The sequence below is a fragment of the Peptococcaceae bacterium genome (assembly GCA_024655825.1).
Taxonomy (GTDB): Bacteria; Bacillota; Peptococcia; order DRI-13; family PHAD01; genus JANLFJ01.
This window is the reverse complement of sequence record JANLFJ010000007.1, coordinates 57373-82735: the sequence shown is the minus strand read 5'-3', so window position 1 is coordinate 82735 and position 25363 is coordinate 57373. Positions and strand designations below refer to the sequence as shown.

The 25363-nt window shown below is 48.4% G+C and carries 24 protein-coding genes; 3 read left to right on the top strand and 21 right to left on the bottom strand.

The features are described 5' to 3' along the window. Positions 1-131 precede the first annotated feature (131 nt). Genes NUV48_04415 through feoB form a run of 3 tightly spaced genes read left to right on the top strand, consistent with a single transcriptional unit; the run spans position 132 to position 2942 of the window. Positions 132-539, top strand: a complete 408-nt coding sequence (locus NUV48_04415) for a metal-dependent transcriptional regulator (GenBank protein ID MCR4441382.1) — start codon at positions 132-134, stop codon at positions 537-539. A gap of 29 nt (positions 540-568) precedes the next feature. Continuing rightward, positions 569-808, top strand: coding sequence for a ferrous iron transport protein A (locus NUV48_04410; protein MCR4441381.1), 240 nt, complete (start codon positions 569-571; stop codon positions 806-808). Between the two features lie 37 nt (positions 809-845). Further along, complete coding sequence (feoB, locus tag NUV48_04405; GenBank protein MCR4441380.1) at positions 846-2942, top strand: ferrous iron transport protein B; 2097 nt, start codon at positions 846-848, stop codon at positions 2940-2942. Here feoB and NUV48_04400 read toward each other — a convergent pair. The 21 genes from NUV48_04400 to wbaP all read right to left on the bottom strand — a co-directional run bounded on the left by NUV48_04400 (position 2906) and on the right by wbaP (position 25363). After that, on the bottom strand, positions 2906-4042 hold the full coding sequence (locus NUV48_04400; protein ID MCR4441379.1) for a YibE/F family protein: 1137 nt from the start codon (positions 4040-4042) through the stop codon (positions 2906-2908). The two genes, feoB and NUV48_04400, sit on opposite strands and share 37 nt — an antisense overlap. A 25-nt stretch (positions 4043-4067) precedes the next feature. Further along, a complete protein-coding gene (era, locus tag NUV48_04395) occupies positions 4068-4964 on the bottom strand; it encodes a GTPase Era (protein MCR4441378.1) in 897 nt (298 codons plus the stop codon). Then, on the bottom strand, positions 4957-5367 hold the full coding sequence (gene cdd, locus NUV48_04390; protein MCR4441377.1) for a cytidine deaminase: 411 nt from the start codon (positions 5365-5367) through the stop codon (positions 4957-4959). Before cdd ends, era begins: the two co-directional genes overlap by 8 nt. A 13-nt stretch (positions 5368-5380) precedes the next feature. Continuing rightward, positions 5381-6424 carry a DUF3048 domain-containing protein gene (locus NUV48_04385; protein ID MCR4441376.1) on the bottom strand — a complete coding sequence of 348 codons (1044 nt, stop codon included), beginning with the start codon at positions 6422-6424 and terminating at the stop codon, positions 5381-5383. Between the two features lie 38 nt (positions 6425-6462). Further along, positions 6463-7716 (bottom strand): hemolysin family protein, encoded by a 1254-nt coding sequence (locus tag NUV48_04380; protein ID MCR4441375.1) that lies wholly within the window; start codon positions 7714-7716, stop codon positions 6463-6465. A gap of 12 nt (positions 7717-7728) precedes the next feature. Further along, the gene (locus tag NUV48_04375; protein MCR4441374.1) at positions 7729-8076 is read right to left on the bottom strand and encodes a diacylglycerol kinase family protein; all 348 of its coding nucleotides are present in this window, start codon (positions 8074-8076) and stop codon (positions 7729-7731) included. 3 nt (positions 8077-8079) lie between these two features. Then, complete coding sequence (gene ybeY / locus NUV48_04370; protein MCR4441373.1) at positions 8080-8556, bottom strand: rRNA maturation RNase YbeY; 477 nt, start codon at positions 8554-8556, stop codon at positions 8080-8082. Beyond that, positions 8501-10723, bottom strand: a complete 2223-nt coding sequence (locus NUV48_04365) for an HDIG domain-containing protein (GenBank protein MCR4441372.1) — start codon at positions 10721-10723, stop codon at positions 8501-8503. The genes ybeY and NUV48_04365 overlap by 56 nt, the downstream gene beginning before the upstream one ends. Then, complete coding sequence (locus tag NUV48_04360; protein MCR4441371.1) at positions 10692-11678, bottom strand: PhoH family protein; 987 nt, start codon at positions 11676-11678, stop codon at positions 10692-10694. Before NUV48_04360 ends, NUV48_04365 begins: the two co-directional genes overlap by 32 nt. Positions 11679-11806: 128 nt before the next feature. Beyond that, complete coding sequence (gene yqfD, locus NUV48_04355) at positions 11807-13009, bottom strand: sporulation protein YqfD (protein ID MCR4441370.1); 1203 nt, start codon at positions 13007-13009, stop codon at positions 11807-11809. A gap of 12 nt (positions 13010-13021) precedes the next feature. Continuing rightward, positions 13022-13306, bottom strand: coding sequence for a sporulation protein YqfC (yqfC, locus tag NUV48_04350; GenBank protein MCR4441369.1), 285 nt, complete (start codon positions 13304-13306; stop codon positions 13022-13024). Positions 13307-13402: 96 nt separating this feature from the next. After that, positions 13403-13501 (bottom strand): hypothetical protein, encoded by a 99-nt coding sequence (locus NUV48_04345; protein ID MCR4441368.1) that lies wholly within the window; start codon positions 13499-13501, stop codon positions 13403-13405. Between the two features lie 18 nt (positions 13502-13519). Beyond that, entirely contained in the window at positions 13520-14503 is a 984-nt protein-coding gene (galE, locus tag NUV48_04340; GenBank protein MCR4441367.1) for a UDP-glucose 4-epimerase GalE, read from the bottom strand. Positions 14504-14546: 43 nt separating this feature from the next. Next, positions 14547-16115 carry a murein biosynthesis integral membrane protein MurJ gene (gene murJ / locus NUV48_04335; protein ID MCR4441366.1) on the bottom strand — a complete coding sequence of 523 codons (1569 nt, stop codon included), beginning with the start codon at positions 16113-16115 and terminating at the stop codon, positions 14547-14549. Beyond that, positions 16105-17325: an O-antigen polysaccharide polymerase Wzy family protein gene (locus tag NUV48_04330; GenBank protein ID MCR4441365.1), complete on the bottom strand. Its 1221-nt coding sequence runs from the start codon at positions 17323-17325 to the stop codon at positions 16105-16107. Before NUV48_04330 ends, murJ begins: the two co-directional genes overlap by 11 nt. 10 nt (positions 17326-17335) lie before the next feature. Beyond that, positions 17336-18565: a polysaccharide pyruvyl transferase family protein gene (locus NUV48_04325; protein MCR4441364.1), complete on the bottom strand. Its 1230-nt coding sequence runs from the start codon at positions 18563-18565 to the stop codon at positions 17336-17338. A 3-nt stretch (positions 18566-18568) separates the two neighbouring features. Continuing rightward, the gene (locus NUV48_04320; protein MCR4441363.1) at positions 18569-19618 is read right to left on the bottom strand and encodes a glycosyltransferase family 4 protein; all 1050 of its coding nucleotides are present in this window, start codon (positions 19616-19618) and stop codon (positions 18569-18571) included. A 68-nt stretch (positions 19619-19686) separates the two neighbouring features. Further along, on the bottom strand, positions 19687-21444 hold the full coding sequence (locus NUV48_04315) for a heparinase II/III family protein (GenBank protein MCR4441362.1): 1758 nt from the start codon (positions 21442-21444) through the stop codon (positions 19687-19689). Beyond that, positions 21416-22705 carry a nucleotide sugar dehydrogenase gene (locus NUV48_04310; GenBank protein ID MCR4441361.1) on the bottom strand — a complete coding sequence of 430 codons (1290 nt, stop codon included), beginning with the start codon at positions 22703-22705 and terminating at the stop codon, positions 21416-21418. The genes NUV48_04315 and NUV48_04310 overlap by 29 nt, the downstream gene beginning before the upstream one ends. 29 nt (positions 22706-22734) lie before the next feature. Beyond that, entirely contained in the window at positions 22735-23943 is a 1209-nt protein-coding gene (locus tag NUV48_04305; GenBank protein MCR4441360.1) for a glycosyltransferase family 4 protein, read from the bottom strand. Between the two features lie 25 nt (positions 23944-23968). Further along, entirely contained in the window at positions 23969-25363 is a 1395-nt protein-coding gene (gene wbaP, locus NUV48_04300; protein ID MCR4441359.1) for an undecaprenyl-phosphate galactose phosphotransferase WbaP, read from the bottom strand.

Sequence of the window (25363 nt, the reverse complement as noted above, 5' to 3'; positions counted from 1 at the left end):
GGAACAATAAATTAACCGGTATCAGTAATATATTATAATTATGATTATCATGCGCAGAAAACTTATTGACAGTAAAAATACAAGGTGTTATTTTAATGTTAGGTTATGCTAACTTTTGAGGTGGTCATAAAATGCCTGGTGCACCAGTTATTTCCAATGCGCTCGAGGACTACCTCGAGACCATTCTGAACCTTTCCGAGCAAAAAAGCGCGGTAAGGACCACAGACCTTGCCGTCCACATGCAGGTGGCCAAACCAACCGTCACCGAAACAGTAAAATCCCTGGTCAATCACGGTTTGCTCCGTCACGAAAAATACGGTCCCCTCGAATTGACGGAAAAAGGGCGCCAGAAGGCCCTAAAGATTAGATACCGGCACACCATCCTGAAAAAATTCCTAACCGACATCCTGGGGGTAAAACCTGAAACGGCTAACAGGGAAGCCTGCCTGATGGAGCATGCCATCAGTCCCGATACGGCTGACAAGCTGGCCCAATTTTTGGAAAATATTTGCAATAACGCAATTGAAAAAAAGTATTAGTATAACCAGTTCAGAAAGGATGATTCGTCTTGGCGGGAAATCTGACTCTGCGCAATCTGCCGCCCGGCCAGTCGGCAACAGTGGTTAAAATCAATGGGACAGGCGCGCTGCGCCGGCGAATAATGGAGATGGGCATTGTGCCGGGAAGCGTTATCAATGTGGTCCGCTACGCTCCCCTCGGAGACCCTCTGGAAATAAAGCTCAAGGGCTGTCTCCTCTCGCTCCGGAAAGAAGAGGCCGAACTGGTGGAAATAACCAAAGAGAATTAAAGAATAAAAGAATAAAAGAATTAGAGGTCAATTATCTATGAAGAAAAACATCACCATCGCCCTGGCGGGGAACCCGAACTCGGGGAAAACCACAATCTTCAACAACCTGACCGGTTCCCGGCAGCGAGTGGGAAATTATCCCGGCGTGACCGTGGAAAAGAAAGAAGGTAAAACCAGTTGCGGCGACACCGAGATAACCGTAATAGACCTGCCGGGGACGTACAGCCTGACGGCCTATTCTCCCGAAGAAGTGGTGGCCCGCCATGAGCTGCTGGAAGGAAACATCGACGTTATTGTCAACATCGTGGACGCCACCAATACCGAACGAAATCTCAACCTGTCCGTTCAGTTGAAAGAGCTGGGACTGCCTATGATCATAGCCCTGAACATGGTCGATATGGCGGACAAAGAGGGAATAGTATTCGACTATGACCTCCTCTCTTCGCTTATGGGAGCGCAGGTCATCCCGGTGGTGGGAACAAGAAACGAAGGAACCAGGGAACTTCTGGAGGCAGCCGTCCAGGCGGCCAGCGAACAAAAAAATCCTGCGGACAAACCCTTGCGTTATGACGACCGCATAGAAAAACAGATACTCCTGATCCAGGGGCTCATCCCCCCCGGTCTTTATGCCGGAAAAGAAAGAGGCGATGCCCTCCGGCGCTGGTCGGCAATAAAACTCCTTGAACATGACAGGGAGGTCATGAAGAAAATAGAAGCACTGCCGGAAAGCGGCAGGATAAGCGAACAAGTTGAAAAAAGCCGCCAGTTCCTGGCACAGCTTTACAACCAGGACCCCGAATCGCTGATCATTAACGGGCGCTACGCCTTTGTGCGAGGGGCCTGTCGTGAAGCCCAGAAGTTGACCCGCGAGGTCAGGGAGTCGCTCACGGACATTATCGACAGGGTCCTTCTCCACCGCGTGCTGGGAATCCCAGTATTCCTGGGGATGATGTGGCTCCTTTTCCAGTTCACCTTTGCCCTGGGAGCAGTGCCTATGGAATGGCTCGATGCGGGTTTTGTCAAGTTAAGCCTGCTCCTTGAAGACTTGCTTCCCGGAGGACTGCTCAAGTCGCTGCTGGTTGACGGCCTGATTGGCGGTGTCGGAGGGGTCGTCGTCTTTTTGCCCAATATTCTAATGCTTTACCTGGGGATCGCCCTGCTGGAAGGAACAGGATACATGGCCCGCACCGCTTTTGTTACCGACAAGTTCATGCACCTGGTGGGCCTGCACGGCAAGTCGTTCATCCCCATGCTGCTGGGTTTCGGTTGCTCGATTCCCGCCGTTATGGCCACCCGCACCCTGGAAGACAGCCGCGACAGGCTGGTGACGATACTGGTGGTTCCTTTAATGAGCTGCGGGGCGCGTCTCCCTGTCTATACCCTGCTTTCTGCTGCCTTTTTCGATAAAAGCAGGGCTGGCTCGATCCTTTTTTCCATTTATCTCATAGGAATCGTCCTGGCCGTGATCACGGCAAAAATCCTGCGCTCTTGGGTATTACCCGGAGAATCCGAGCCGTTTGTGATGGAACTCCCGGCCTACCGCATGCCTACGCTGAAAAGCGTTCTTGCGCAAATGTGGTTGAGGACCCGCCTCTATTTAAAAAAAGCAGGTACCCTCATACTGCTGGCCTCACTGTTGATGTGGTTCCTGTTCACCTTCCCTCTTGCGGGAAACAGCGGCAGCAGCCACACCAGCCCCGCCGTTCAGCTTGAACACAGCTATGCCGGGATGGCGGGACGCGTTCTGGAACCCCTGTTGAAACCCATTGGCTTCGACTGGAAAACAGGTATCGCCCTTATTTCAGGCTTTGCGGCCAAAGAAGTGATCGTGAGTACCCTGGGCGCCCTTTACAGCATTGAAGACACGGAATCCCTCTCCACAGCCGGTGAGGAACCGGTCAGGACCTTTGCCGAACGTGCGCGGCTCCAATCAGGGTTCACACCTTTAAACGCGTACGTGCTGATGCTGTTTGTCCTGATTTACGTGCCCTGCCTGGCCACCATCGCCGTGATCAGGCGAGAGACAAATACCTGGAAATGGCCGCTTTTTTCCATCGGTTACACGCTCGCGCTGGCATGGCTGATCTGCTTTTTGGTCTACCGGGCCGGTCTCCTGCTGGGCTTGGGAGTATAACACAGCGCAGCGCTGATGACAGCGGTAAAAGGCACGGCCATTACCATGCCGAGGCTGCCTGCCAGCGCGCGGATAACCTCGGTAGCGATTAAGTCCAGGTTGATATATTTCAGGTAAGGAATAGCGTTGGCCAGCAGCAGCAACATCAATGTAAGGGCGCTGCCGGTGTAGGCCAGGACAAGCGTGTTGGCCATCGTGCCGATAATGTCCCTGCCTATATTAAGCCCGCTCCTTGTTAACTGCACAAAAGAAAGGTCAGGATCAACCTCGTGTATTTCATTGACGCTGGAGGCAATGGACATGGCCACATCCATTACCGCCCCCAGCGCGCCGATCACTATTCCCGCGAAGAGCAGGCCCGAAAAGTCAAGTTTTCCCTCGGCAAAAGTGTAAAAGAACAACCTGCTCTCTTCGGAGCCCATCCCGTTAACCTTTGTTAACGCAATAATATGGCGGGCCAAAAGACCGCCAAAAAGCACTCCCACCATCGTGCCGGCAATCGCCGCCAGGGACTTGCGGGTTAAACCCGCAATCAAAAGAAGCGTGATGATGGTAATTCCCCCACTGACGAACAGCGTGACGGCAAGAGGATTCCTGCCGGCCAATAAGGCCGGCAGCATTATTTTGAGAATGGCCCAGCCCGTTATGAGAAGCGAAACGACCGTCTTCAGCCCCTGCCTGGCTCCAACCAGCAGTATGCCGGCGATAAACAGGGCAAACAGGTAGTATAAGTATTTTTCGCGTGAAAGGTTGGCTATATAGGCGTTTTTTAATACATAGTCCTCAACTTCCAGGCTGAGAACGACCTCGTCTCCCGGGTAAACAAGAAAATCATACGCCGGGTTACCGCCGTAATAATGCTCGGTGTCAATACAGCGCCCCCGGTAAGGGCCGCTGGTGATTTGCACCCTGACGGACCACTGTCTTTCGTCGGGCAAGCTCTTTTCTTCAGCCTGCAGCTCGATCTCTTTCGCCTCCAGAACAACTCCTTTAGCCATCGTTTCAGGTTCGCCCGTTCGCTCGTACCGCAGGGTTTTGCCATAAATTGAACCTGAAACGATTAACACCGCACAAATGAAGTAAGCCAGCGCGCGCCGCATTCTTACACGTCCTTTTAGCAGTTAATTACCAGTCTTTGTAGCCCAGCTCGCGCAGGCTTTTTTCCTTGCTGCGCCAGCCGGCTTTAACCTTCACCCAGAGTTCCAGGTAAACCCTGTTGCCAAAAAGCCTCTCCAGGTCAAAACGGGCTCTGCTGCCGATAAATTTAAGCATTTCGCCCTTTTTGCCGATCAGGATGCCTTTCTGGGACTCCCGTTCCACGTAAATTACGGCCCCAATATATAAAAGTCCCTCACTCCGTCGCTCCATTTGTTCCACTTCGACCGCAGTGGAATGGGGGACCTCCTCCCTGGTGGCTTCAATCACCTTTTCCCTTATAAACTCCGCTGCCAGAACCCGCTCCGGCTGGTCGGTGACAGCCTCGCCGGGATAATAGCGCGGGCCGGGAGGAATCCGTTCGATGGTTGTTTTCAGAAGAGAATCGATGCTCTCGCCCTTTAAAGCTGAAACAGGCACGATTTCCTGCCATTCTCCCTTTTTTTGATAGAAATCGATCAGGGGGAGCAGCCGGGGCTTATCCAGCAAGTCAATTTTATTAAGCAGCAAAAAGACCGGCGTTTTTACGTGTTTGAGCTTTTCCATGATAAAGGCATCCCCGCCGCCAAAAGGGACGGAGACATCAATAAGGTAATAGATCACATCAACTTCATTGAGGGTGTTCATGGACACCCTGACCATGTGCTCGCCGAGCCTGTCCTTTGGCTTGTGAATACCAGGAGTATCAAGGAAAACCATCTGCCAGCCTTCTCCCGTCAAAATCCCCAGTATTTTATTTCTCGTTGTCTGCGGTTTATCGGACGTTATGGCAATCTTATGGCCTACCAGGTTGTTCAGCAAAGTGGACTTGCCGGCATTGGGCCGGCCGATCAAAGCAATGAATCCCGAACGGTGCCCCTCACTCACAGTGCCTTCCCTCCCCCAGGTCAGGCTTGCCAAAGGCGAGGGGCAGCAGTTCCTTCAAGCTCGTTACCTTTGTTGTCCCTTTATTGTTGGCCAGGACAACCGTCATTTCAGGCGAAAACTCGGCCAGCGCCTGCCGGCAGGCGCCGCACGGCGCGGCAGGCTCTTCAAGCCCTGTAACTACAGCGATGGCCTGAAATGAATAAACCCCCTCGCCAACAGCCCTGGCCAGGGCCGACCTTTCTGCGCAGAGGGTAAGTCCATAGGAAGCGTTTTCCACGTTGCACCCTGTGAAGACCCGGCCGTCAAAGCCCAAAAGGGCTGCCCCCACTTTAAAACCCGAATAAGGCGCATACGCCCTCTCCCTGGCTTCCTGCGCAGCCTGAACAAGTTTGCCGTAATCCATCTCAGCGCTCACCTCAATACTCGACACGTGTTCCTTTTGGCACCACCTCGATCCAGGTGGGGCCCTCCATCAAAGCGATCGTTTTGCCTTTCAAATCCGTGTACCTGGCATGACCTCCAGGGTTTTTCTGCCACAAACCCTTGATGACTTTGCCGTCGCTGAATACCAGGGCCTGGCCTGACCCGTGCATGATCAACTGGAGCCGCCCGTCGCCGTCTATATACTGGTAAGGCACGTACTGGACAATGACATTGGCTCCGGTAAGCTGTTCTCCCTTGGCTGTGAGGTGCGGTTTTTCCTCCATATAGCGTTCAAATACCCTCTTTTCCTTATTGAATACGTACCGGACAAGGCTTTTCCTGTTCGCGTAAAAAATAGTCACATCGCTGATGCTCTCACCTGTCATCTCGGTATCCGGTTTAAAAGTGGGATGCTGCGGCGGCGGCGTTCCCAGGTCGTACTTTAACGCTTTGGCCGAGCGGCGCAGGCTGTCGGAACTGGCATAAAGGTTATGAGGCTTGGGTCGGTCGGGAACGCGCCAGAACGCTGCCGCCGCCTCGCTGTTGCCGTATATCTCGTCAAGGTTTTCAATCCCTTCTCTGTCGATCGTCTCCAGCGCGTCCGGCGAGCCGCCGGCATGAACGAGAATGCTGTTATATTCCCTGGCCAGGTCAACAATATAAGACCTGGCGCTGCGAATCGGCCCTACAAGTTCCTGGTTCTCGCCGCTGATAATGGCTAAGAGCCGCGTCAGCCCGCCTTCCACCGGAAGCTCAATGATAATGTCCGCCTGCTCCAAACCAGACTGCGGCCTGGCTTCCGGAGCATTGTCTATAACCACCGCCAGGGCGCGCTGCCTTTTTTTGTCGTTCCAGCCGGGATACGGGACAACCGGTTCTTTTATTTTTTCGGCATTAGGCTTGGACCTGGTAAAATGGTCCAGCGTTATCCCGTTATTTATCTGGTCTCTCAATAAATAAAAGGCCAGGGCCCCCAGGGCCATGCTCACCAACAAACAAATCACGGCTCTTCTTAGATTCAAATATTTACCTCTCATCTTCCTACCCCTTAAGACACCTTTTTATGACCAAAGGTTTAATCCACTTTTTTCAGGCGCAGTTTAACGATCCGCCGTCCAGCGACCTTCTCCACCACCACATGCAGGTTGTCTATCTCAACCTTCTGGCCTTCCTGCGGGGGCCTTCCTAAGATGTGAAAAACCAGCCCGCTGATGGTATCAAACTCGTCATCGGGCAGATCCAGTTCCAGCAGTTCATTAATATCACAAATGGAAGTCCGGGCATCTACGAGCAGCGTCCCGTCGGCCAGGACCTCGATGTTCTTTTCTTCCTTGTCGAATTCATCCTGGATTTCGCCGACAATCTCTTCGATCACATCCTCAATAGTCACCAGGCCGGCCGTCCCCCCGTACTCATCAAGCACAATGGCCATGTGCACCTTTTCCTTGCGCAGCTCGGCAAAAAGGTCCCTCACCTTCTTGCTTTCCGGAACATAGTAGGCAAGCCTCATCAACTGGCGGATCGGGGGCATTTTATCGGGCCCTTCGAGCAGCGGTTTAAGCAGGTCTTTGGCGTATATTACGCCGATGATGTTGTCCACTGTATTTTCATAAACGGGGATGCGGGAATGACCCAGCTCAACCACCAGTTTGATTACGGCATCGGGGGTCTCGTCGACACTGACAGCGGCAATATCGATGCGCGGCACCATTATCTCCCTCACGAGAGTATCATCGAACTCAAAAATGCTGTCGATCATTTCCCGCTCGTCCTCGTCAAGCAGGCCCTCTTCCTGTCCCACGTTCACCAGCATTCTTATTTCTTCTTCCGTCACCAGCGGGTTCTCCGGCAGCTTGCCTCCAAAGGGCTTAAGCAAAAAACCGGTAATAGAGTTCAATAGGCGAACCACGGGGTAAAAAACCACCCCTAAAAAATTGACAAACCTGCCTGCACCGAGAACGAATTCTTCCGCTCGCCGGGAGGCCAGGGTTTTAGGGGTTATTTCCCCAAATACCAAAACCAGCACAGTCATGACCCCGGTAGCGATCCCGGCCCCGCTTTTGCCGAACAGACCGATCGCCAGCATGGTGGCAAGAGCCGTGGCCGCGATATTGACAATGTTGTTGCCCACCAGGACCGTCGAAATTAACCGGTTGGGCTGCTCAAGAAGTCGCCTGGCCGCAGCGGCCTTTTTGTTCCCTTCTTCCGCCAGGTGCCTGATCTTGATTTTATTGGCCGAAAAAAAAGCCGTTTCCGTTGCCGAAAAAAACGCTGACAGGGAAAGCAAAAGCAACAGGGAAAAAATTAACACCACCTGTGAAACCGACAAAACCTTTCCCTCCTAAAAGAAAAAGATAACAGCGCCCACGATAACCGACCAAAGAGCGGCCAGCAGGACAGCTCCTGCAGCCACGTCTTTAGCCTTTTGCGCCAGGGGATGATAGGTTTTGCTGTGCAAATCCACAACCGCCTCAACAGCCGTATTGATCATTTCCGACACCATGACCAGGGCAATCGTCAGGAAAAGAACCGCCCACTTCCAGGCTTCGAGCTTGAAATAAGCGGCTAACCCTACCGCGAACAGCGCAGCCGCCAGGTGAACTTTCATGTTTCTTTCCGTCCTGGCAACCGCAAGTATTCCCTTCGCGGCATGACCAAACTTTTTACAAATGCTTTCTTCCTTTTTCATGGCTTAATCCCTTGATAATTTTAGCGTCTGCAGAATCTTTTCTTCCCATTCGCGCATCCTGGCCGCCTGCCCTTCATCCTGGTGATCAAAGCCAAGGAGGTGAAGCAGTCCGTGAACCGTCAGATAACCGATTTCTCTTTCCAAGCTGTGGCCGTATTCTCCCGCCTGTGCGCTGGCCCGTTCCAGGGAAATGACGATTTCCCCCAGCAAACGCGTGTTTTCCACCTCGTCAAAAACAACTCCTTCTTCTCCGAACGGTTCGGCAAAAGCAAAAGAAAGAACATCGGTAGGTCTGTCAACATGGCGGTACTCACTGTTAAGCTTCCTGACCGCCTGGTCGTCAAGAAGAGTTATACTCACTTCCGTATTTTCAGGAAGTTTAAACACTCCGGCGACCTCTTGACCGGCACGGCGGATTATTTCCCTAATTCTCCCCGTCACTTTCACCTGCCGCTGCCGATTGCCTATCAGTATCCGCATCCGGCCTTTTCTCCCCTTCCATTTTCTCCAGGACGCTGTCCGGGTACTCTATCCGGTTGTGGAAAATACCGTTCAGGATACGGGTAAACGCGCCGGAAATCAGGTCAAGGTCTTTGAAGGTAAGAGCCGATTCGTCCAACTGCCCGTCCTGGAGCCGTTCCTTGATAATTTTCCTGACCAACCCCTCGATTTTTTCGGGTGTAACTGCCGTCATGGAACGAACAGCTGCTTCAACATTGTCAGCCAGCATAACTATTGCCGCTTCCTTTGACTGCGGCTTGGGAGCGTCATAACGAAAATCGCTTTCTTTAACATTATCAGCGTTCCCCATTTCCAGAGCTTTATGATAAAAAAAGGTAACCAGGCTGGTCCCGTGATGCTGGGCAATAATGTCCATGATAACGGGAGGCATCCCGTACTTGTTCGCCAGTTCCAACCCGTCCTTGACATGAGCGGTAATAATCAGCGTGCTCAAAGCTGGGGTGAGTTTTTGATGGGCGTTATCCCCGCCCAGCTGGTTTTCGATGAAAAAATAAGGTCTTTTCAGTTTACCAATATCATGGTAATAGGCTCCGACCCTCACAAGCAAAGAATCGGCTCCCACTATGTCGGCCGCAGCTTCGCCCAGGTTCCCCACCAGAATACTGTGGTGGTACGTGCCCGGCGCTTCCATCAGGAGTTTTTTCAACAGCGGCTGGTTGGGATTGGCCAGTTCCATCAGCCGCACGCTGGTGGTGACTTTAAACCCCTGCTCAAAAAAAGGCAGGCTGCCGTATGCAAAAATGGCGGAAAAAAAGCCGCTCATGATCCCCAGGAGCATACCTGTCAATAAAAGCTGCCAGGAGTGACTGCTCATCAAACCCAGGGCAAAGATGCAAACCATATCGGCCGCAGCTACATACAATCCCGCCCTTACCCAGTCCAGGCGCTGGCTGAACCGCGACACGCTGTATACACCGACAAGGCCCCCCACAAAGGCATTGATGGCATAGAACAGCTGGTTGTCATTCAAAATCCCCACAAAACCGCTGAGAATCACCGTGGTAAATACCGCCAGCTTGTTGTCCATGAGGATGGTTATCAGCATCGACCCCGCAGCCACCGGCACAAGGTAACCGACCAGCGCGGAAACTTCCGGCTGTGCGCTGATCCTGACGGAAACAATAAGTTTTGCCAGAAGTATCATGATAAACACAATAAGGCTCAACAAAACGATGCTGTTATTCTTGGCGTAAATGTCTTTTCGGAAATACTTCAAGAAAAGCGCTGTCAAAACCATATTCAGAATAAGAAGGATGGAGATTCCTCCCAAGGCAATATACGGCGAGGTTGTTTTCTGGTAACCCAGGGCCTCAAGAATTTCAACCTGTTCATCCGTTACGACCTCTCCCTCGCCGACAATTTTTTGTCCTTTCCGGATCGTGACAAGCACGGGGCCTTCGCTTTCAGCCGCTTCTTCCTTGGCTTTCATAGTGGCGGCTTCGTCATATTTATAGTTTGGCAAAAGCTCGACCTTTTGGAAAACGGCTTTAATCAGGTCCCTGTAAGGGGCATTGTAGTTCAGCAATTCTATCTGGTTGAGAATCTTCGTTCTTTTCTCTTCAACCTCAAAGTCCCTGACCCCCATCTGCCAGTTGGTGCGCAAGAGATTCAGGGCTTCCGCTTTCAGCGCCTTCATGGTGTCCTGTTCCATGTACAAAAGTATATTTGCGGCCATATCGCTCAAGTTATACTCTCTTTTCAGCAGCCGGATTTTTTCTTTAGTGTCGATATTATCGCGCCTTACAATTCTCTGATACTCGTTAAACACCTGTTCAATGCTGTCTTCCATGTCTTTCATTACTTTCCTGTCAAGCACATAAACCTCACCCACGCTGTCCCTGGCAGCCTGTTTTCTCTCTGCCGTCTTCTTGGGATCTTCAAAGGTGAGGGTTTGCGGCGCCTTGATCGTGCTGGGCGAAACCTGGCCCGCCTTGATTACCTGCTCTTTGGGCATGTAATGAACGGCAAACACAGCCATTACACCGAGAAAGAAAAGGGCCAACCAGAGGAACTGCTTTATTTTGTCGCTCCCCCAGAACCTGCTCGTTCTTGTTAACAGCCCTTTTGTTTTAGCGGTTATGATAATCTCCTCCTTAGAAAACCTTGTCGTTGCCGGTTTCCTCAAGTCGCTGGTACTCTTCGTAGGCGTTGATTATCTTCTGGACGACAGGGTGCCTCACCACGTCCGCCTGGGTGAGATACTGAAAACTGATCCCCTCGATCCCTTTAAGGATCTTTTGCACAATTACCAGCCCGGAGTTGGAATTCCTGGGCAAATCGACCTGCGTTATATCTCCGGTTATCACCGCTTTTGAGCCAAAGCCGATCCGGGTTAAGAACATCTTCATCTGTTCCGGCGTTGTATTCTGCGCCTCGTCCAGGATAATGAACGAATCGTCCAGTGTCCTGCCCCGCATATAAGCCAGCGGCGCGATCTCAATAATCGCTTTGTCCACATAGCGCTGGGTGGTATCAATGCCCAGAACGTCATAAAGCCCGTCATAAAGAGGTCGCAGGTAAGGATTGACTTTTTCCTGCAGGTCACCGGGTAAAAAACCGAGCTTTTCGCCGGCCTCCACAGCCGGTCGCGTAAGGATAATCCGGTTTACCTCCTTGTTTTTGAGAGCGGAAACGGCCATCACCACGGCCAGGTAAGTTTTTCCCGTGCCGGCGGGACCTATCCCGAAAACTATATCGTTCATCTTGATGGCCTGGACATACTGGTACTGCCCCGCGGTTTTTGCTTTTATCTGCCTTCCCCTGGCCGTAACCTGGATGACCTGGTTTAAGACCTCGTCCAGGCCGCTCCCCTTGCCGTCCATCACGGCCCGCAGGCAGTAATTGATGTCCGGAACAGTAATCGCGTTTCCCATCCGCACCTGCTCAAGCAGGCAAGAAATAACTTCCTCCGCAAGTTCAACTTCTCCGGGGTTACCCGAAAGGTAAATCTCGCCGCCCCTGGCCAAAATTTTTGCGCTTAAATTATTTTCCAAAAACTTCAGGTTTTCATCCTGCAGTCCGTAAAGGACTGCTGCTTCCTGGTTGGTAAGATTAAAGTGCGCTTCTTTCCTGGCAGTCAACTAGCCGATAACCCCCTTAGCATACATATGCGCAAATCTCATAACCTCTCCTTAAATAAGTATTATATCAAGTATTATATCTTATTTAGGACCCGCATACCATTTATTGTTTTGCCGTTTTGGCCGAATCACCGGTATGCGCCAATGTCTTCCATTGTCTCCATGGTTAACCTGGCCCTCACCAGGCCGGCTTCCCCGGTATTAACCGGCTCGTGCGTTTCTGAAATGATCCTGCAGTCAGGAGGGAGTTCTTCCAGAACACCCTTCCTGGCCCTTCTCACCGCTTCCAGGTAAGCACCTTCAATTCCCCACTCGCAGACCTCGTGTTTTTGTTCCAAATAGGTGATAGTTATTAATTCGACAGGTCCTCCGGGAATCCTGCCCGCCGCTATTGTTTCCACCCGCCTGATCATACGGTAGCGTTCAAACGGTATCTCACGGGGACCTTTAATTTTGATTTCCCGTCCCCTGTACCTTAAGTTAACGGCAGTAACCTCAGCTCCCGTATCCCTGTACCTTTCTTCCCTCACCGGGCATTCTCCCACCGCGGTGTGCCGCACGCGGGCCCTCACCAGGCCGCGTGCCCGCACCTTTTGCGACTCTCCGGCCGGGGTGACGCGGCCGTCCTGATTAACCTGAATCTTTGGGTAGGTAATCCCTAAGATCAGGACCTGGCCTTTGTTAACAACATCGCCTTCTTTGACCAGGGAAGTGCCCGTCAGTATGAGCAGTTCTTCGATTTTCCCGTCCCGGCGGGCGACGAGATCGGCCGGCTTATTTTCATCTTCGCCCGGTATGAGCGTTTTTTCCGCCACTTCGATAATGACCCTGGTTCCCTCGATCCGGATACCTGCCCAGGCCAGTTCCGGTATATCGGCAAGCAGCCCGTCCTTGATTTTCTCCCTGTCAAAAACCGACTTCGGCATGCCGATCCTGACGCCCCGGCTGGTTATAGACTGCCTTATCCTTTCTGTTTTCACCTTCTTATTCCCGGTTATTTCAATAAACCAGACAAAAGAACTCAGAATGTACAATCCAACGCAAAAAAGTAAAAAACCCGCCGCCAGGACTTTTCGTCTTTTAACCCTCATGAAAAAAAAGGGCAGCCCTCTTTTGCCCACGATTTTCAAACGGCAGCGCGAACGTCTCGCCATGCTGCGCATGGCCTTAAAGCCGCCCAGCCGCACCTTGAGCAGGTAGCGGCCTTCCCCCGCGCGGCAAATGTCCCAGAGCTGCAGTCCCCTGCTCATGGCCATATTGATAACCCTCTCGGGATGTTCACCCCAGAGGGCAACTTCCAGGTAGCCGTTAAAAAACGCGTGCCAGCGCATGACCGCCTCCCCCTACCGCTTGCATCTGACTGCCCGCACTGTGCCGTCCAGGTGAATTTCGTCCCGCGTGATGACACGAATTACCAGGTCCTTGCCGTTGATTTCAATTTCCCCAAGACTCACGGAAACGCGTACAGAGTCCGGATTGTACTCGATAATGCCCCGGTGGTTTTCTATATACAGCTGGACATCGCCAACCATTGTTATTTTGGGCAGGTCATAGACCACGTCTTTTGGCAGTTCCAAAACTCCGGTCAGCTGGTTCCGGAGCAGCCCGCCGTATCTCTTGATCCCCAAAAGCGATCACCCCGTTTCCTATTCATTTTATGCCCCTCAAAAGGCAAACAGAACAACACCCCCCGCCGGTGAAAACAAGACGGGAGGCGAACAAAATCAATGCATGTGCACGCGGCCGTAATCATCCGCAAACCTTATAATGTCGTCTTCCTCAAGGTACTCTCCAATCTGCACTTCTATAATCTCAAGATCTATCCTGAAAGAATATAAATTCTAACCGAAACCTTCAGGGTGTTTTTGATGCCAACGCCATGCCGAATAGATTATTCCCTCCAGGCTTGTATACAACGGTTCCCAACCCAGTTCCCGCCTGATCTTTTCCGAACTCGCCACAAGCACCGCCGGGTCTCCGGCCCGGCGAGGGTCTATTTCGTATTTAATCTTCTCCCCCGTAACCTTTTCAGCAGTCTCAATAACCTCTTTTACCGAAAAACCTCTCCCGTTGCCCAGATTATAAACCGAAGAAGGCTTCCCCTCTTCCAAGGCTTCCAAAGCCAGGACATGAGCCAAGGCCAGGTCATTGACATGAATGTAATCCCTGATGCATGTACCGTCAGGAGTCGGGTAATCATCGCCAAAAACCTGAAGCCGCAGCCTTTTTCCCATGGCTGTCTGCATGATCAGCGGAATAAGGTGTGTTTCAGGGTCGTGGTCTTCGCCAAGCTCGCCGCTCTCATCAGCGCCGCAGGCATTAAAGTAGCGCAAGGAAACATATTGCACGCCATATTTATCAAGATAATAACTCAAAAGTTCTTCAACTATTAGTTTTGTTTTTCCGTAAACACTGGTAGGTCTTTTAGGGCTGTCCTCGGAAATCGGGATTTCGTCCGGTTCTCCATACACGGCAGCCGTGGAAGAGAAGACTATTTTCTTCACTTGGTTATTCAACATGGTATTTAGAAGCCTGGCGGTGCCGTCGACATTGTTGTAATAATATTTCCGCGGTTCTTTCATGGACTCGCCCACCAGGCTGTAAGCGGCAAAATGGACAACGCTCGTCACGCCGTAATCGCGAATGGTCTTTTGAAGCAAATCCGTATCCAGGACATTGCCTACAACCAGGGGAACATTACCCACCGCATCACGATGCCCCTTTTCCAAGCTGTCGTACACGACAACATCGTAACCCTTGTTAACCAGCAGCTTCACTGTGTGGGAACCGATATACCCCGCTCCGCCGGTGACCAGAACAGACAATTCAAACACCCCACTTCATTCTCATATTCTGGATATTCCTTTTTTACGTCAAATTGCTGGCTGCTTTTTTCTTAAACAACTCCTGGACATAGCCCAAGAGATAATACAATACATCTATTTTCAAGAGAAACCCTGCAATAAAATAAACGGTAATACCTGCCAAGACATCTATTCCCAGTCTTATTGCCAGAATAAATTTGTTCACATCATACAGGTACAAAGCCGAATCTAGCCTTTTTACGCACAGTCCCATGGCCATAGAAGCGAAAATGACTTTAATGATTAAACCGGTCAACCCGCGGTTAAGTCCTTTGACCCTCCTGGTTAAAAAAATCCCCAGGAAAAGAGCATTGACAATACATGCCGCCGCATTCGCCAGCGCTAACCCGAGATGCTTGCCCATACCCACAAAAATTGCAGACAGCGCTATGTTTACACCAACCGCCAGGACAGTGACCTTAACCGGGGTCATTGTATCCTGTAAAGCATAATAACCTCTGCTCAATACCGGCACCAAGCACTGTCCTACCAACCCCAAAGAAAGAAAAAGCAGCGCCCCTGAAGTCATTTCCACCGCCTTATCGCCAAAAGCTCCCCGCTTATAAAGGAGTTCAACGATCGGATAGCGGAGCACCATCAAACCGACGGCGGCCGGCGCTGTTATAAAAATAACCGTCTTAATGCCCTTGTTAAGCTTTTCCGCAAACCGGCGCAGCTGTTTAACAACCGCCGCTCTGCTGAGAGACGGGAAAAGCGCCGTGCCTATGGCCATAACAAATATGCCTTCAGGAAGAAGCGTCAATTTTTTCGCATAGTTAATAGCCGATATGGACCCCTCAGGCAGGATCGAACCAAAGAAGAAAATAATCAGGGTATTTAACTGCGCCGCGCCGCCGCTGAAAAAAACCGGCAGCATGAGACCAAAAACCTTCCATAGTGATGGATCGCTAAAACCAGGCAGTGAAAATTTAAACTTCGCCTTTTTTAACGATAATAATAACATTAAAGCCGCCGCCGAAGCTCCCAGCAAAACTCCTAGCGCCAGCCCGTATATTCCGTAATCAAGGGCTATGGTATAAGCGGAAACAATGATAAACACATTTAAAACAACCGGCACCAGGGACGGCGGCCCAAACACATTGTGAGAATTTAGAATTCCCATGAAAAAGCTGCTGAGCGCGAAAAAAATAATGGACGGAAATATTATCAAGGTTAAATTTGAGGCGAGCCGAGCTGTTTCCTGGTTGAAGCCGGGAGCGAATACGCCGATAATTATATCCGCATACAGCAGCGCGAAATACACCAGAATAACCAGGCCTGTTGTCGCTATTAACAAAACTGCGCTCAACAGTCGAGTTGCTTCCCTTTTTCGCCCTGTAAACAAATACTCCAGGTAGATCGGTACAACAACCACCACCAGGGCAGTATTAAAAACGCCGTACAATAAGTACGGAATATTGAAGACTACCAGAAAGGCGTCGGTAACCCCTGTCGCTCCAAATTTTTGAGCTATAACCACCTCTCTGACAAAACCTAAAATTTTTGAAATTACAGTAACAGCCGCAATCATAAAAGCAGCTTTTCCAACATTGCCAGCCCTTTCATAATTCATGTCCCTGAACTCCTGTGCATCTATTTTTGCAAACGGCTGTCGCTTCTTTTTGAAGTTTTTCACTGTATTCTCTGGAAAACCTGTAAGTCAGCCAGGACGGGAACAGTAAAAAGACAGCATATATTATCAATGAACTGCCGCCTAACCTTGGCATTAGAAATATCATATAAATAACCACGCTGTAAGCAACATTGTACCCCGCGGCTTTAACCATGTCGGCTTTTGAGCATAAAAAACCGACCACAAAAAAAACCAGAACAATGCCGACCCAGGATAATGCAAAATACGCTTCAGCAATTAAAGAACTGGCGTAAGCGCCTCCCCGTTCATACAAACTTGGGTGAAAAGTATACGAGTACCACTCCGATAAGGTCATCAGCTTTGATGGCCAAAGGGCCCTGGGTATAACCACCATGAAATCGGCCAGTATTATCCAGGGTTGTATGCCGTTTTGGTCCGTATATGAAATTATGTCACTAAGGATCATTGACGTATACCTGCCCTCAAAACTGTCCAGCATAATCCATTGGGAATTATAGCTCGTGCCGATGTACTCAAAGGTTTCCAGCAAACCATGGGCATCATAGAAACCTCTCACCTGTCCAAAAATCATTAAAAACGCGTACGCTGCGGAAGCCAAAACAAACATTATGAGCTTTTTATTTTTTATATGTTCGTATTTGATAATAAGTATTCCAATGAATAACAGCAGCAATTGTTTGCGCTTCATTAACACAAATAAATAAAAGGCGGTATAAACCATGATGGAAATAAAGCAAACCAGGGCCAGGCTTTTTTTCTTCATCCCTTGATTGGCCTGCATACACATAAGAATTCCCAGAGGCAGCCAGTCAAAAAAGACAACCAAATAACCCTTGCCCCGGGTTAATAAATAATTGTCCCGGTACTGCATAATCTGGCCCAGGTTTTCCGAATAAAAGTATAGATGAGCTGCCGTTCCGGCAAGCATGAAAACGACCCCGAATAACACCAGCTTCTCATGACTAAACCGCTTTTCGGAATAGATTTCCTTTAATGGAATCAGTTTATTGAACATATGACCGATAAGAACAAACAACGCCGCAACAAAAACAGCGTTCCTCGCTTTATCATCCGCGCCGTTCGCCAAATTACTCCAGTGATATGTAAATAATACGATCAGTAAAAGAATTACAGGTATGCTGATCAAGGACCTTCCTGTTCTTTCCATGGCAACACCTTTACGCTGTTAATATTTTTCTCAACGAACTTAATAGATTTTTCCTGTTTTCATTAATTCTTTCATCTATAATCCTTAGGGAATCATGATTGCAGTCAACGGCCGACAGCACATCCGAAGCCCTGGACTTTTCGTAATTTAAACATACGCCGGGTATACCCAGCGACTGGTAAATGCCAGGCATTTTAGGTCCCCACATCTCTCTATACAAAGCAACGGCTTTCGTGCCAGCCGACAGGGCCAGTATGCAGGCATGCAGCCGAAAAGATACCACGAATTCGGCTTTGCTATAAATTGCGCGCAAGACAAGCGGATCAAATTCCTTAACCAGCTTAACTTGTTGACAATTTAATTGGCTTATATAATCAACAGTAATTTTTTCGTCCATTTTTGTCTGAACGACGAAAACAACTTTGAGATTGCGTTCAAGCAAGCATCCGGTCAGCTCATTTATAAACCTGATGAGTCCTTGAATTTCATTATTATTTAAAAGAGCGGCGTCTCCTAATGTGCTGGCCCTTAATATAACTGCGACAAATTTTGTTGTACATTGTATTGTATCCATTATTGAGCCGGCTTTTTCATCATCATACTTATTGATATAGAAAGCTAAATCCAAATTGTTTTCCAATCTCAGTTCAGGGAACTTCCCGCGTAGATTTTCCCCGGAGATGAAATCTCTGAGCCATATATGAGACGAACCGGCCAGCAGACCCTTTAGCACTTTTTGGCCAAAATAAGAGGTGGTGGGCGGCATGGATTGAGGAAACAATATATACGGCTTGCCCATTTTTTTAGCTAAAAAGAGAGGATAACATATTCCCAAAAGCCTGATATCTTCCTTTAACCCACGAGAAAATAAAAGATTCCCGCCGTTGAAAACAATTAAATCGGCACGGTCAACACAACTAATTAAGTTTTCCTGGCTTGCCGGGTACAAAATATGAGGCAAATAAAGCCGGGCGCCTTGGGTATAAGACCTCAACCTCTGAAGCGAAGACTGCCTGTGCCGGTCATAGCCAACCGGATAGGGAATTAATCTAACATTGTCGTATCTTCCCTCAAGCATTTCTTTTGTTTTGTAGAAAGCGGGATGAGTAATATCGAAACGGCTTACAACCTCAATCTCAAATTCGCCGGCATCGTTTAGAACATCTATCGCTCCGTAGTTTAGGGCCATATCTCCCCCGTTATCCGGCCCATGGCCGTAAACCAGCAACAACTTTTTCATGCCTCAACCCCCAACCAGAGAATTGTATATATCATAATATTCTTTACTTACCTTGCTGGATTCCAGCTTATTCAGATAAGACGCGTACCCGCTTTCAGAAACCGTTTTTTTCAGCTGCCGGTCTAATAATATTGACTTCACCAGGCGGGCATACTCGGCGGCATCATGTTCCTTGGCCACAAGCCCGTTAACCCTGTGCACGACAAGCCCCTCCAGCTGTTTTATGGGCGATGCCACGACCGGGACAGAATTAAGAAAGCACTCAACTATAACATTGGGCAAGGCTTCCGGGTGCATAGTGGGAAACAGGAAACAATCGCTGGCCGCCAAGTATTTTTCCGGATCGTAAATAAACCCGGTAAAAACCACCTTGTCCTTTATTTTTGAAGACTCCTCGCGAAGATAATTGACATAATCCTCCGGTCCACTCCCTATAATTAATCCCAGGCAGTTTATTCCCTCACTCAATAATATTTCAACAGTTTTGATGAAAACATCTACCTGCTTTGAAGGGATCAACCTGCCGGCAAAACACAGGATATAATCGCTGCGCATTGTTTTTAATAAGTTCTCTCTTAATATTTGGACAGTTTCTTGGTCCGGTTTTTTCGCTTCGACAATGTTGGGGATAATTGAATACTTGCGGGGCTTGAACCCATGCACCTGTTTATAGTGTTCCGCCTGAAACTCAGTTAAAAAATTGACATGGTCTATTCCTTGGGCTATTAATTTGCCGAACAGCCTGGCGATAATGCCTCCTCTTAATTCTTTTCGGGTATGGTGAACGGTAACCGTTACTTTATAGTCAAAGGCGCTCTTTGCCGACAAAACCAGCAATGCTGTGTACAGTCCCATGCAATGAACGACGTCGGGCCTGAATTCTTGCAAACACCTTATCAAGCTTAGATAATAATTCAAACTGAACGCGCTGCCGGCATCATACCGGTAGTTAATAAACCCGGAATAACTTTCACTGCATGATGGGCCTAACATGCCCACCTCAACCCCGTAATCTTTCGTCAGTTTATCTGCCAGTCTCCAGGCGGCCTTCACCCCGCCCCCTATAACACCACGATTTTCTAGTGGAAAAAAAACCTTCACTTGCTTATCTCCCCATCTGTTTATTGATTGTTTTCAAAAGCCCGAACCCGGGTTTGTATTTTCAGGCTGTTGGCAGCACCGCGGATAGAAACAATTATTGCCTGGTGTTTTTTTAAGACACCGTAATTTGTCGAATACGGCAGTTCCGCCGTGCATACCGTTATCTGGTCCTTCGTGAAGAATTCTACTTGTATCTCGTTTCCTTTCGTTGTAATCACCTGGGCTGAATTCCCAAACAATTCAATTCTATTACCCGGTTCAATATGCAGTAATAAATAAGCTTTACTGCTACCGTGAATCTCATCTATGAGTTGAATGTTGTCCAAAGAATCATTTGTTTTCATTATGCGCTTATGTAAGACTTTGCAAGTGCCGTATTCGATTAACGCTTCAAAACGATTTAAAGACTCATCATGTTTTATTGAAAGGATAGCGGCTTTTTGCAGCCATCTAAATATCTTGTACTGCCTGCTCTGGTCATGTTTGGGTATGGCCACGGTGTTATGGGCAAATGTTCCCCGGAAATACCGCCTTAACGCGCGAACGTTATTGTACTGAAAAGTGCCTGAATCAACAAAAACATCTTCTCCCTTAAAACTGTATTCAAGGTGCAATAAATCAGCATGAGCATGGTAGAGATGCGGGCCGCACTTGATCAATAAAAAGCTGTCGTCGGCCCCCCAACCTGTTCGTTTAATATAATAACCCCCTTGGGGAAACGCCTTGCAGGTTCCTTTAGGGTCGTAAGGTTGGCTGTCCGGCAGTTCAAGTTTAGGAGCGCTTCTTAATACATGAATTCCCCCGTCATCCGAATGCGCATCCCTTTTGCCAGGCAACCGGCAAACCATGCCGTTGTCGTTATCCCCAATATTGGGCCAGCTGCCGTTCGGTTTTTTAGTCCACTGAATAAACTCTCCTGCCCTCTCGATTACTCTTTGCGAAGATTCCTTAAACGAAACGCCGATCTTTTTCAATAAAATGTTTACTAAAATAATAAACTGCAAAGAGAATTTGTGGTAATTGATGGACTGTTCAAAATTAACCCCGTCGTCATAAAATTGTTTAGATATTAACATTTCCAAATCATGCCGGTAATCTATCCATTCCGCTTTATTAAAAAGTATTCCCAGTATGGTAAGGGCTGACACTTCACCCAGCAAATGATTGTTCGGAATGCAGGCGCGGCTGTAGAACAAATGTTGCTCAATATGAACCCCGTGGTGATACAACACCTTAAGAAATTCATCCCAAAAATCGTCCTTGGCAGGTTTTCTTATCCAGTAGCTTAACGCCCAGGAGATCGCTCGAACAGCGATTTCAAGGTTGCTGCACCAATTCAGGCCTTTTTCCGGCGGATTCGCGGCCATCCATTTGGAAATATACTCACGGAATTTCATGTCCGCCAGCAAAGCGTAATCTTCAAAATGAAAAGCCAGTGCCCATACCGGTAAAAACTGGTGCCTGTTCACTTCCCAAATATACTTGGGGTCTTCCTGCAGTTTTGATATGTCTATTTTCCACCAGTACCGGTTCTGGTATCCCGAATCCATATGCTTATATAGTTTTATACCTGATTCATAACCAAAAATGCAGGCATTACCTTTTACTAACGTTGAAGCAAGGTATTCCTTTGTCTCCTCGCCTAATTTTTTCGGAAGCCGAAATTCAACATTATTAACACAAATATTCGCAGGCGGAAGGTATTTAAATTTCAGAACATATAAATTGGTTATAGAAAACGCTTTATCCTTAATCCTTGCCGGCAGCTCTCTTTTCATCGTTTTGATAATTTCCGGAAACATCTTTTTCACGTCCCATCAAACCTACGCAGTCAAAATATTTTTTCTTGGCAATAGTCTTAAGCACATCACCCGTTCTGAATGCGCTGTGGTTAACGGAAATCACCACGTATTGAGAGACTTCAATCAATTCGTGAACGGGGAGGTTAACCATCCCTTCAATCACTTTATTTCTTACGTGCGGTTCGGACACACACACTTTAAAGCCCTTACCCAGCAGCTCGCGCGCAATTTTTAAGGAAGGGCTTTCTCGTAAATCGTCAATGTCCGGTTTATAGCTTAAACCAAGTATTCCGATTACAGGTTTAACCCCTTTAAGCTCGCTTTCTATTGAGTGGATTATTTTTCTGGCCAGCCAGTATGGTTTGCTGTCATTTACTTTTCTCGCCGTACTAATAAGTCTTGACTTGCCGGGCGCTTTTTCCACGATAAACCAGGGATCGACAGCCAAGCAATGACCGCCGACGCCGGTGCCGGGGGACAATATTTTCACCCGCGGGTGTCTGTTGGCCAGTTCGATTAACTCGTTGACATCAACCTGCAGTTCATCGCAAATAATCGATAACTCGTTGGCCAGGGCAATATTAACATCCCTGTATGTGTTCTCGACCAGTTTGCAAAGCTCGGCCACTACAGGTTTTGTTATCAATATGCTGCCGTTTTTTACCACTTTGGAATAAACCGCTTTTAACAAATGGGCTGCTTCTATGCTGTCAGTACCGATTATCCGGTCATTATTCTCAAATTCATAAACGATTTTCCCGGGCAAGACCCTTTCCGGGCAATGAGCAATAAATATGTCCCGGTTGGGTACAAACCCCTTATCGCGTGTTATTCTTTCTATCCACTTCGTAGTTCCGGGAGGTACGGTGGATTCCAAAATAATAATATTTCCGTTTTTCAATATCGGCAGGATCATCTCCACAGCTTTTTTCACATGCGATAAATCTGCCCTTTTGTTCTCATCAATCGGAGTCGGAACGCAAATAATATAAATGTCTGCCGGTACCAGCTCGCCTGTCGGCACCAACCTGCCTGAAAACAGGGCTTTTTTAAAGAGTTCCTCCAGATCCGGTTCTACAATGTGTATTACTCCCCTGTTTAATGATTCTATTATCTCTTTGTTTATGTCATATCCATAAACTTTAAACCCGGCATTGGCAAATAACGTTGCAGTGGGAATTCCGATATAACCCAGCCCAACAACAGAAATCTCAATGTTTTTTAAACCTTGATACATAAAATTTCCCCCTCGTAACTGGTCACTGTTCAACCGATAACTTCTTTTACATATAGAGCAAGGTCGTTCATAATAAACTCCCGGATCTGATTCTCCCGGACGTACTTTTGACCGTTCATCCCGAACTCTAAACAGCGGCGCTCGTCCATTTGCAGCTCCCTTATAGCACCGGCTAATTGTTCATGGTCTTCCGGAGAGATGACCAAACCCGCCTTGGCCTTCCTTACGGCCTCGGCAGCTACACCTTCTCCCCCGTAAATTACTGCTTTACCCGCCGCCATGTATTCCCATATTTTGGAGGGCTGCGTCCTGCCAAACACAGGGTCATTTCTCAACTGGGCATACAAGACGTTCGCCGACTTGTAGTAGCCGGCTACTTCCTCAAAGCTAAGGTAACCGGTAAACCTTACGTTTTGTAACTTTTTTTCTCCGGCCAGTTTTTCCAGAGCATTCCTTTCCGCCCCGTCGCCGGCAATTATAAAATCGACGTCCGGCAGAATATGTGCTGCCTGAAGCAAAGTTTTCAAGCCTTGGGGCAACCCAATCAACCCGGCATACACTACGGTAAATCTCCCAAGTTTTTGTCCCTTTGCTCGTTGGATTATCTCAAAATGTTCGCTGCTAACTCCATTGGGGATACATTTTATTCGCTGTGTGTTTAACTTTTCCATAAAGTAACCGGCCTGCCCCTCGGTTGTCGTTATAATGGCGTCAACATTTTTACCTGTAAAAACCATCGCCTTTTCCAGAATCCTGCCTAAACCCAACCTGTCTTTTTTCAGTGCCCGGACATAAAGCCAAGTCAGGTCCCGGACTTCCCAAACAATACGCTTTCGCATCAACCGGGCCAGCAACAAAAAAGCCAAACCATTAAACATGTAGGGCGACGACGCGTAAATCAAATCCGTCCGCATTTTTATGTAACTGGCAGCCGCCCTGAAAATAAAAACCATTTCCGCAAGCAAACGCAGCACAAGTTTGTCTTTTGATACAATCCAGGGTTTAACCCTGACGACTTTTACCCCGCCTTCCCAGCTCAAGGCGGCACTTTTTTTTTCATAGCCGCTGTATATTTTGCCTTGCGGGTAATTGGGGGCCTGGGTGATGACGCAGGTGCGAAAGCCTTGTTGGACAAATGTCTGGGCCAGGGCCTGCGCTCTCTTCGCGGCCGCATTTGTTTCGGGAAAATAATGAGGAATAACGATAGTCACAGATTTCACTTGCTTTGATTCGCCCAACTGCCGTTCCTCCCGTTATGTAAAATCAATACGCGCCTCTCCTGCCCAGCACAACCCCAACTGTCCTTATTAAAATCGTTACATCAAGCCACAGCGACCAGTTTTTTACATACCATGAATCCAGCAGGACCCTCTCTCCATAATCCACATCATTCCTGCCGCTCACCTGCCATAAACCGGTTACGCCGGGGGGAACGGTTATATAATCCTCAAAATACTGACCGTATTTTTCTATCTCCTTGGCAATTATAGGTCGAGGACCGACAAGGCTCATTTGTCCAGCTATAACGTTCAGAATCTGCGGAAGTTCATCCAAGCTGGTCTTTCTCAAAATTCTACCCGTCATGGTAATTCTTGGATCGTTGCGTAATTTGAAATCTTTTTCCCATTCCTGCCTGGCCTGAGGATTCTCAACAAGTAACTTCTCCAGAACTTCTCCAGAATTTTCAACCATGGTCCTGAATTTGATGCACTTAAACATTTTGCCGCCCTTACCGATACGATCATGGTTAAAGAAAACTTTTCCCGGCGAGTCAAGTTTTATAGCCGCAGCAATAAGCAGCATTGCCGGGGCAGCCAAAACCAAAACAATACTGCCTACCAACAGATCAAACGTTCTTTTTAACACCCGGTTCCATCTGGAAGCAAGATTGTTTTTCATAGATAAAAACAATGTTTTTTCATCAAAAAGGCAGCTGATTTCAGTGTCAGGCATGGGCACTCCAAAGAGATCGGGAACCAGGAGAACGCTTGCCGGTATTTGCCGCAGCCGGTTTATCAGCTTAACCAGCGCTTCACTGCTCATGCCCGGAACGGCAACGACCACATCGCGCACCCCGCTCTTTTCCAGTACAACTTCCACATCGGTGAACGTTCCTAAAACCGGTATGAATGATCCATTATATGCTGGGGATTCCTTACTTCCGGCATGTTCGAGCAAGCTGCCGACAAGCCTGTAACCCATGGTTTTCTCCCGCGCGAACCCTCTTGCCAGGATCATAATTGTTTTTTCATTTCCCAGCGCTAGTACCGGCTTAACCCAAAAACCCGCTTTATTCAAACAGTTTTTAATAAAGTATCTGCCCAGCGGCTGAAAAATCATAACAAAAAAGTAAGTGAGTAGAATTATAAGTTTGGCTGCATTACCGCCGCCGTTGAAGATAAACAGGAATATCATTGTTAGAAACATCGCCAGAGTAACAGCTTTTACAATCAGTTTCACTTCATGCCAGTATGAACAGCGTTTATAGTACAATCCTTCATAGGCCATGACAACCATGCAGAGTAACGGTATCCACCACAAGTTCTGCATCAATGTTAATCCCGCTTTGCTTTCCACTCGTAAAAAATGGGGCAGTATATTAACGCAGATGGAATAAGCAGCCATTAATGCAGCATAAAGAACAAAAAGGTCATTCAT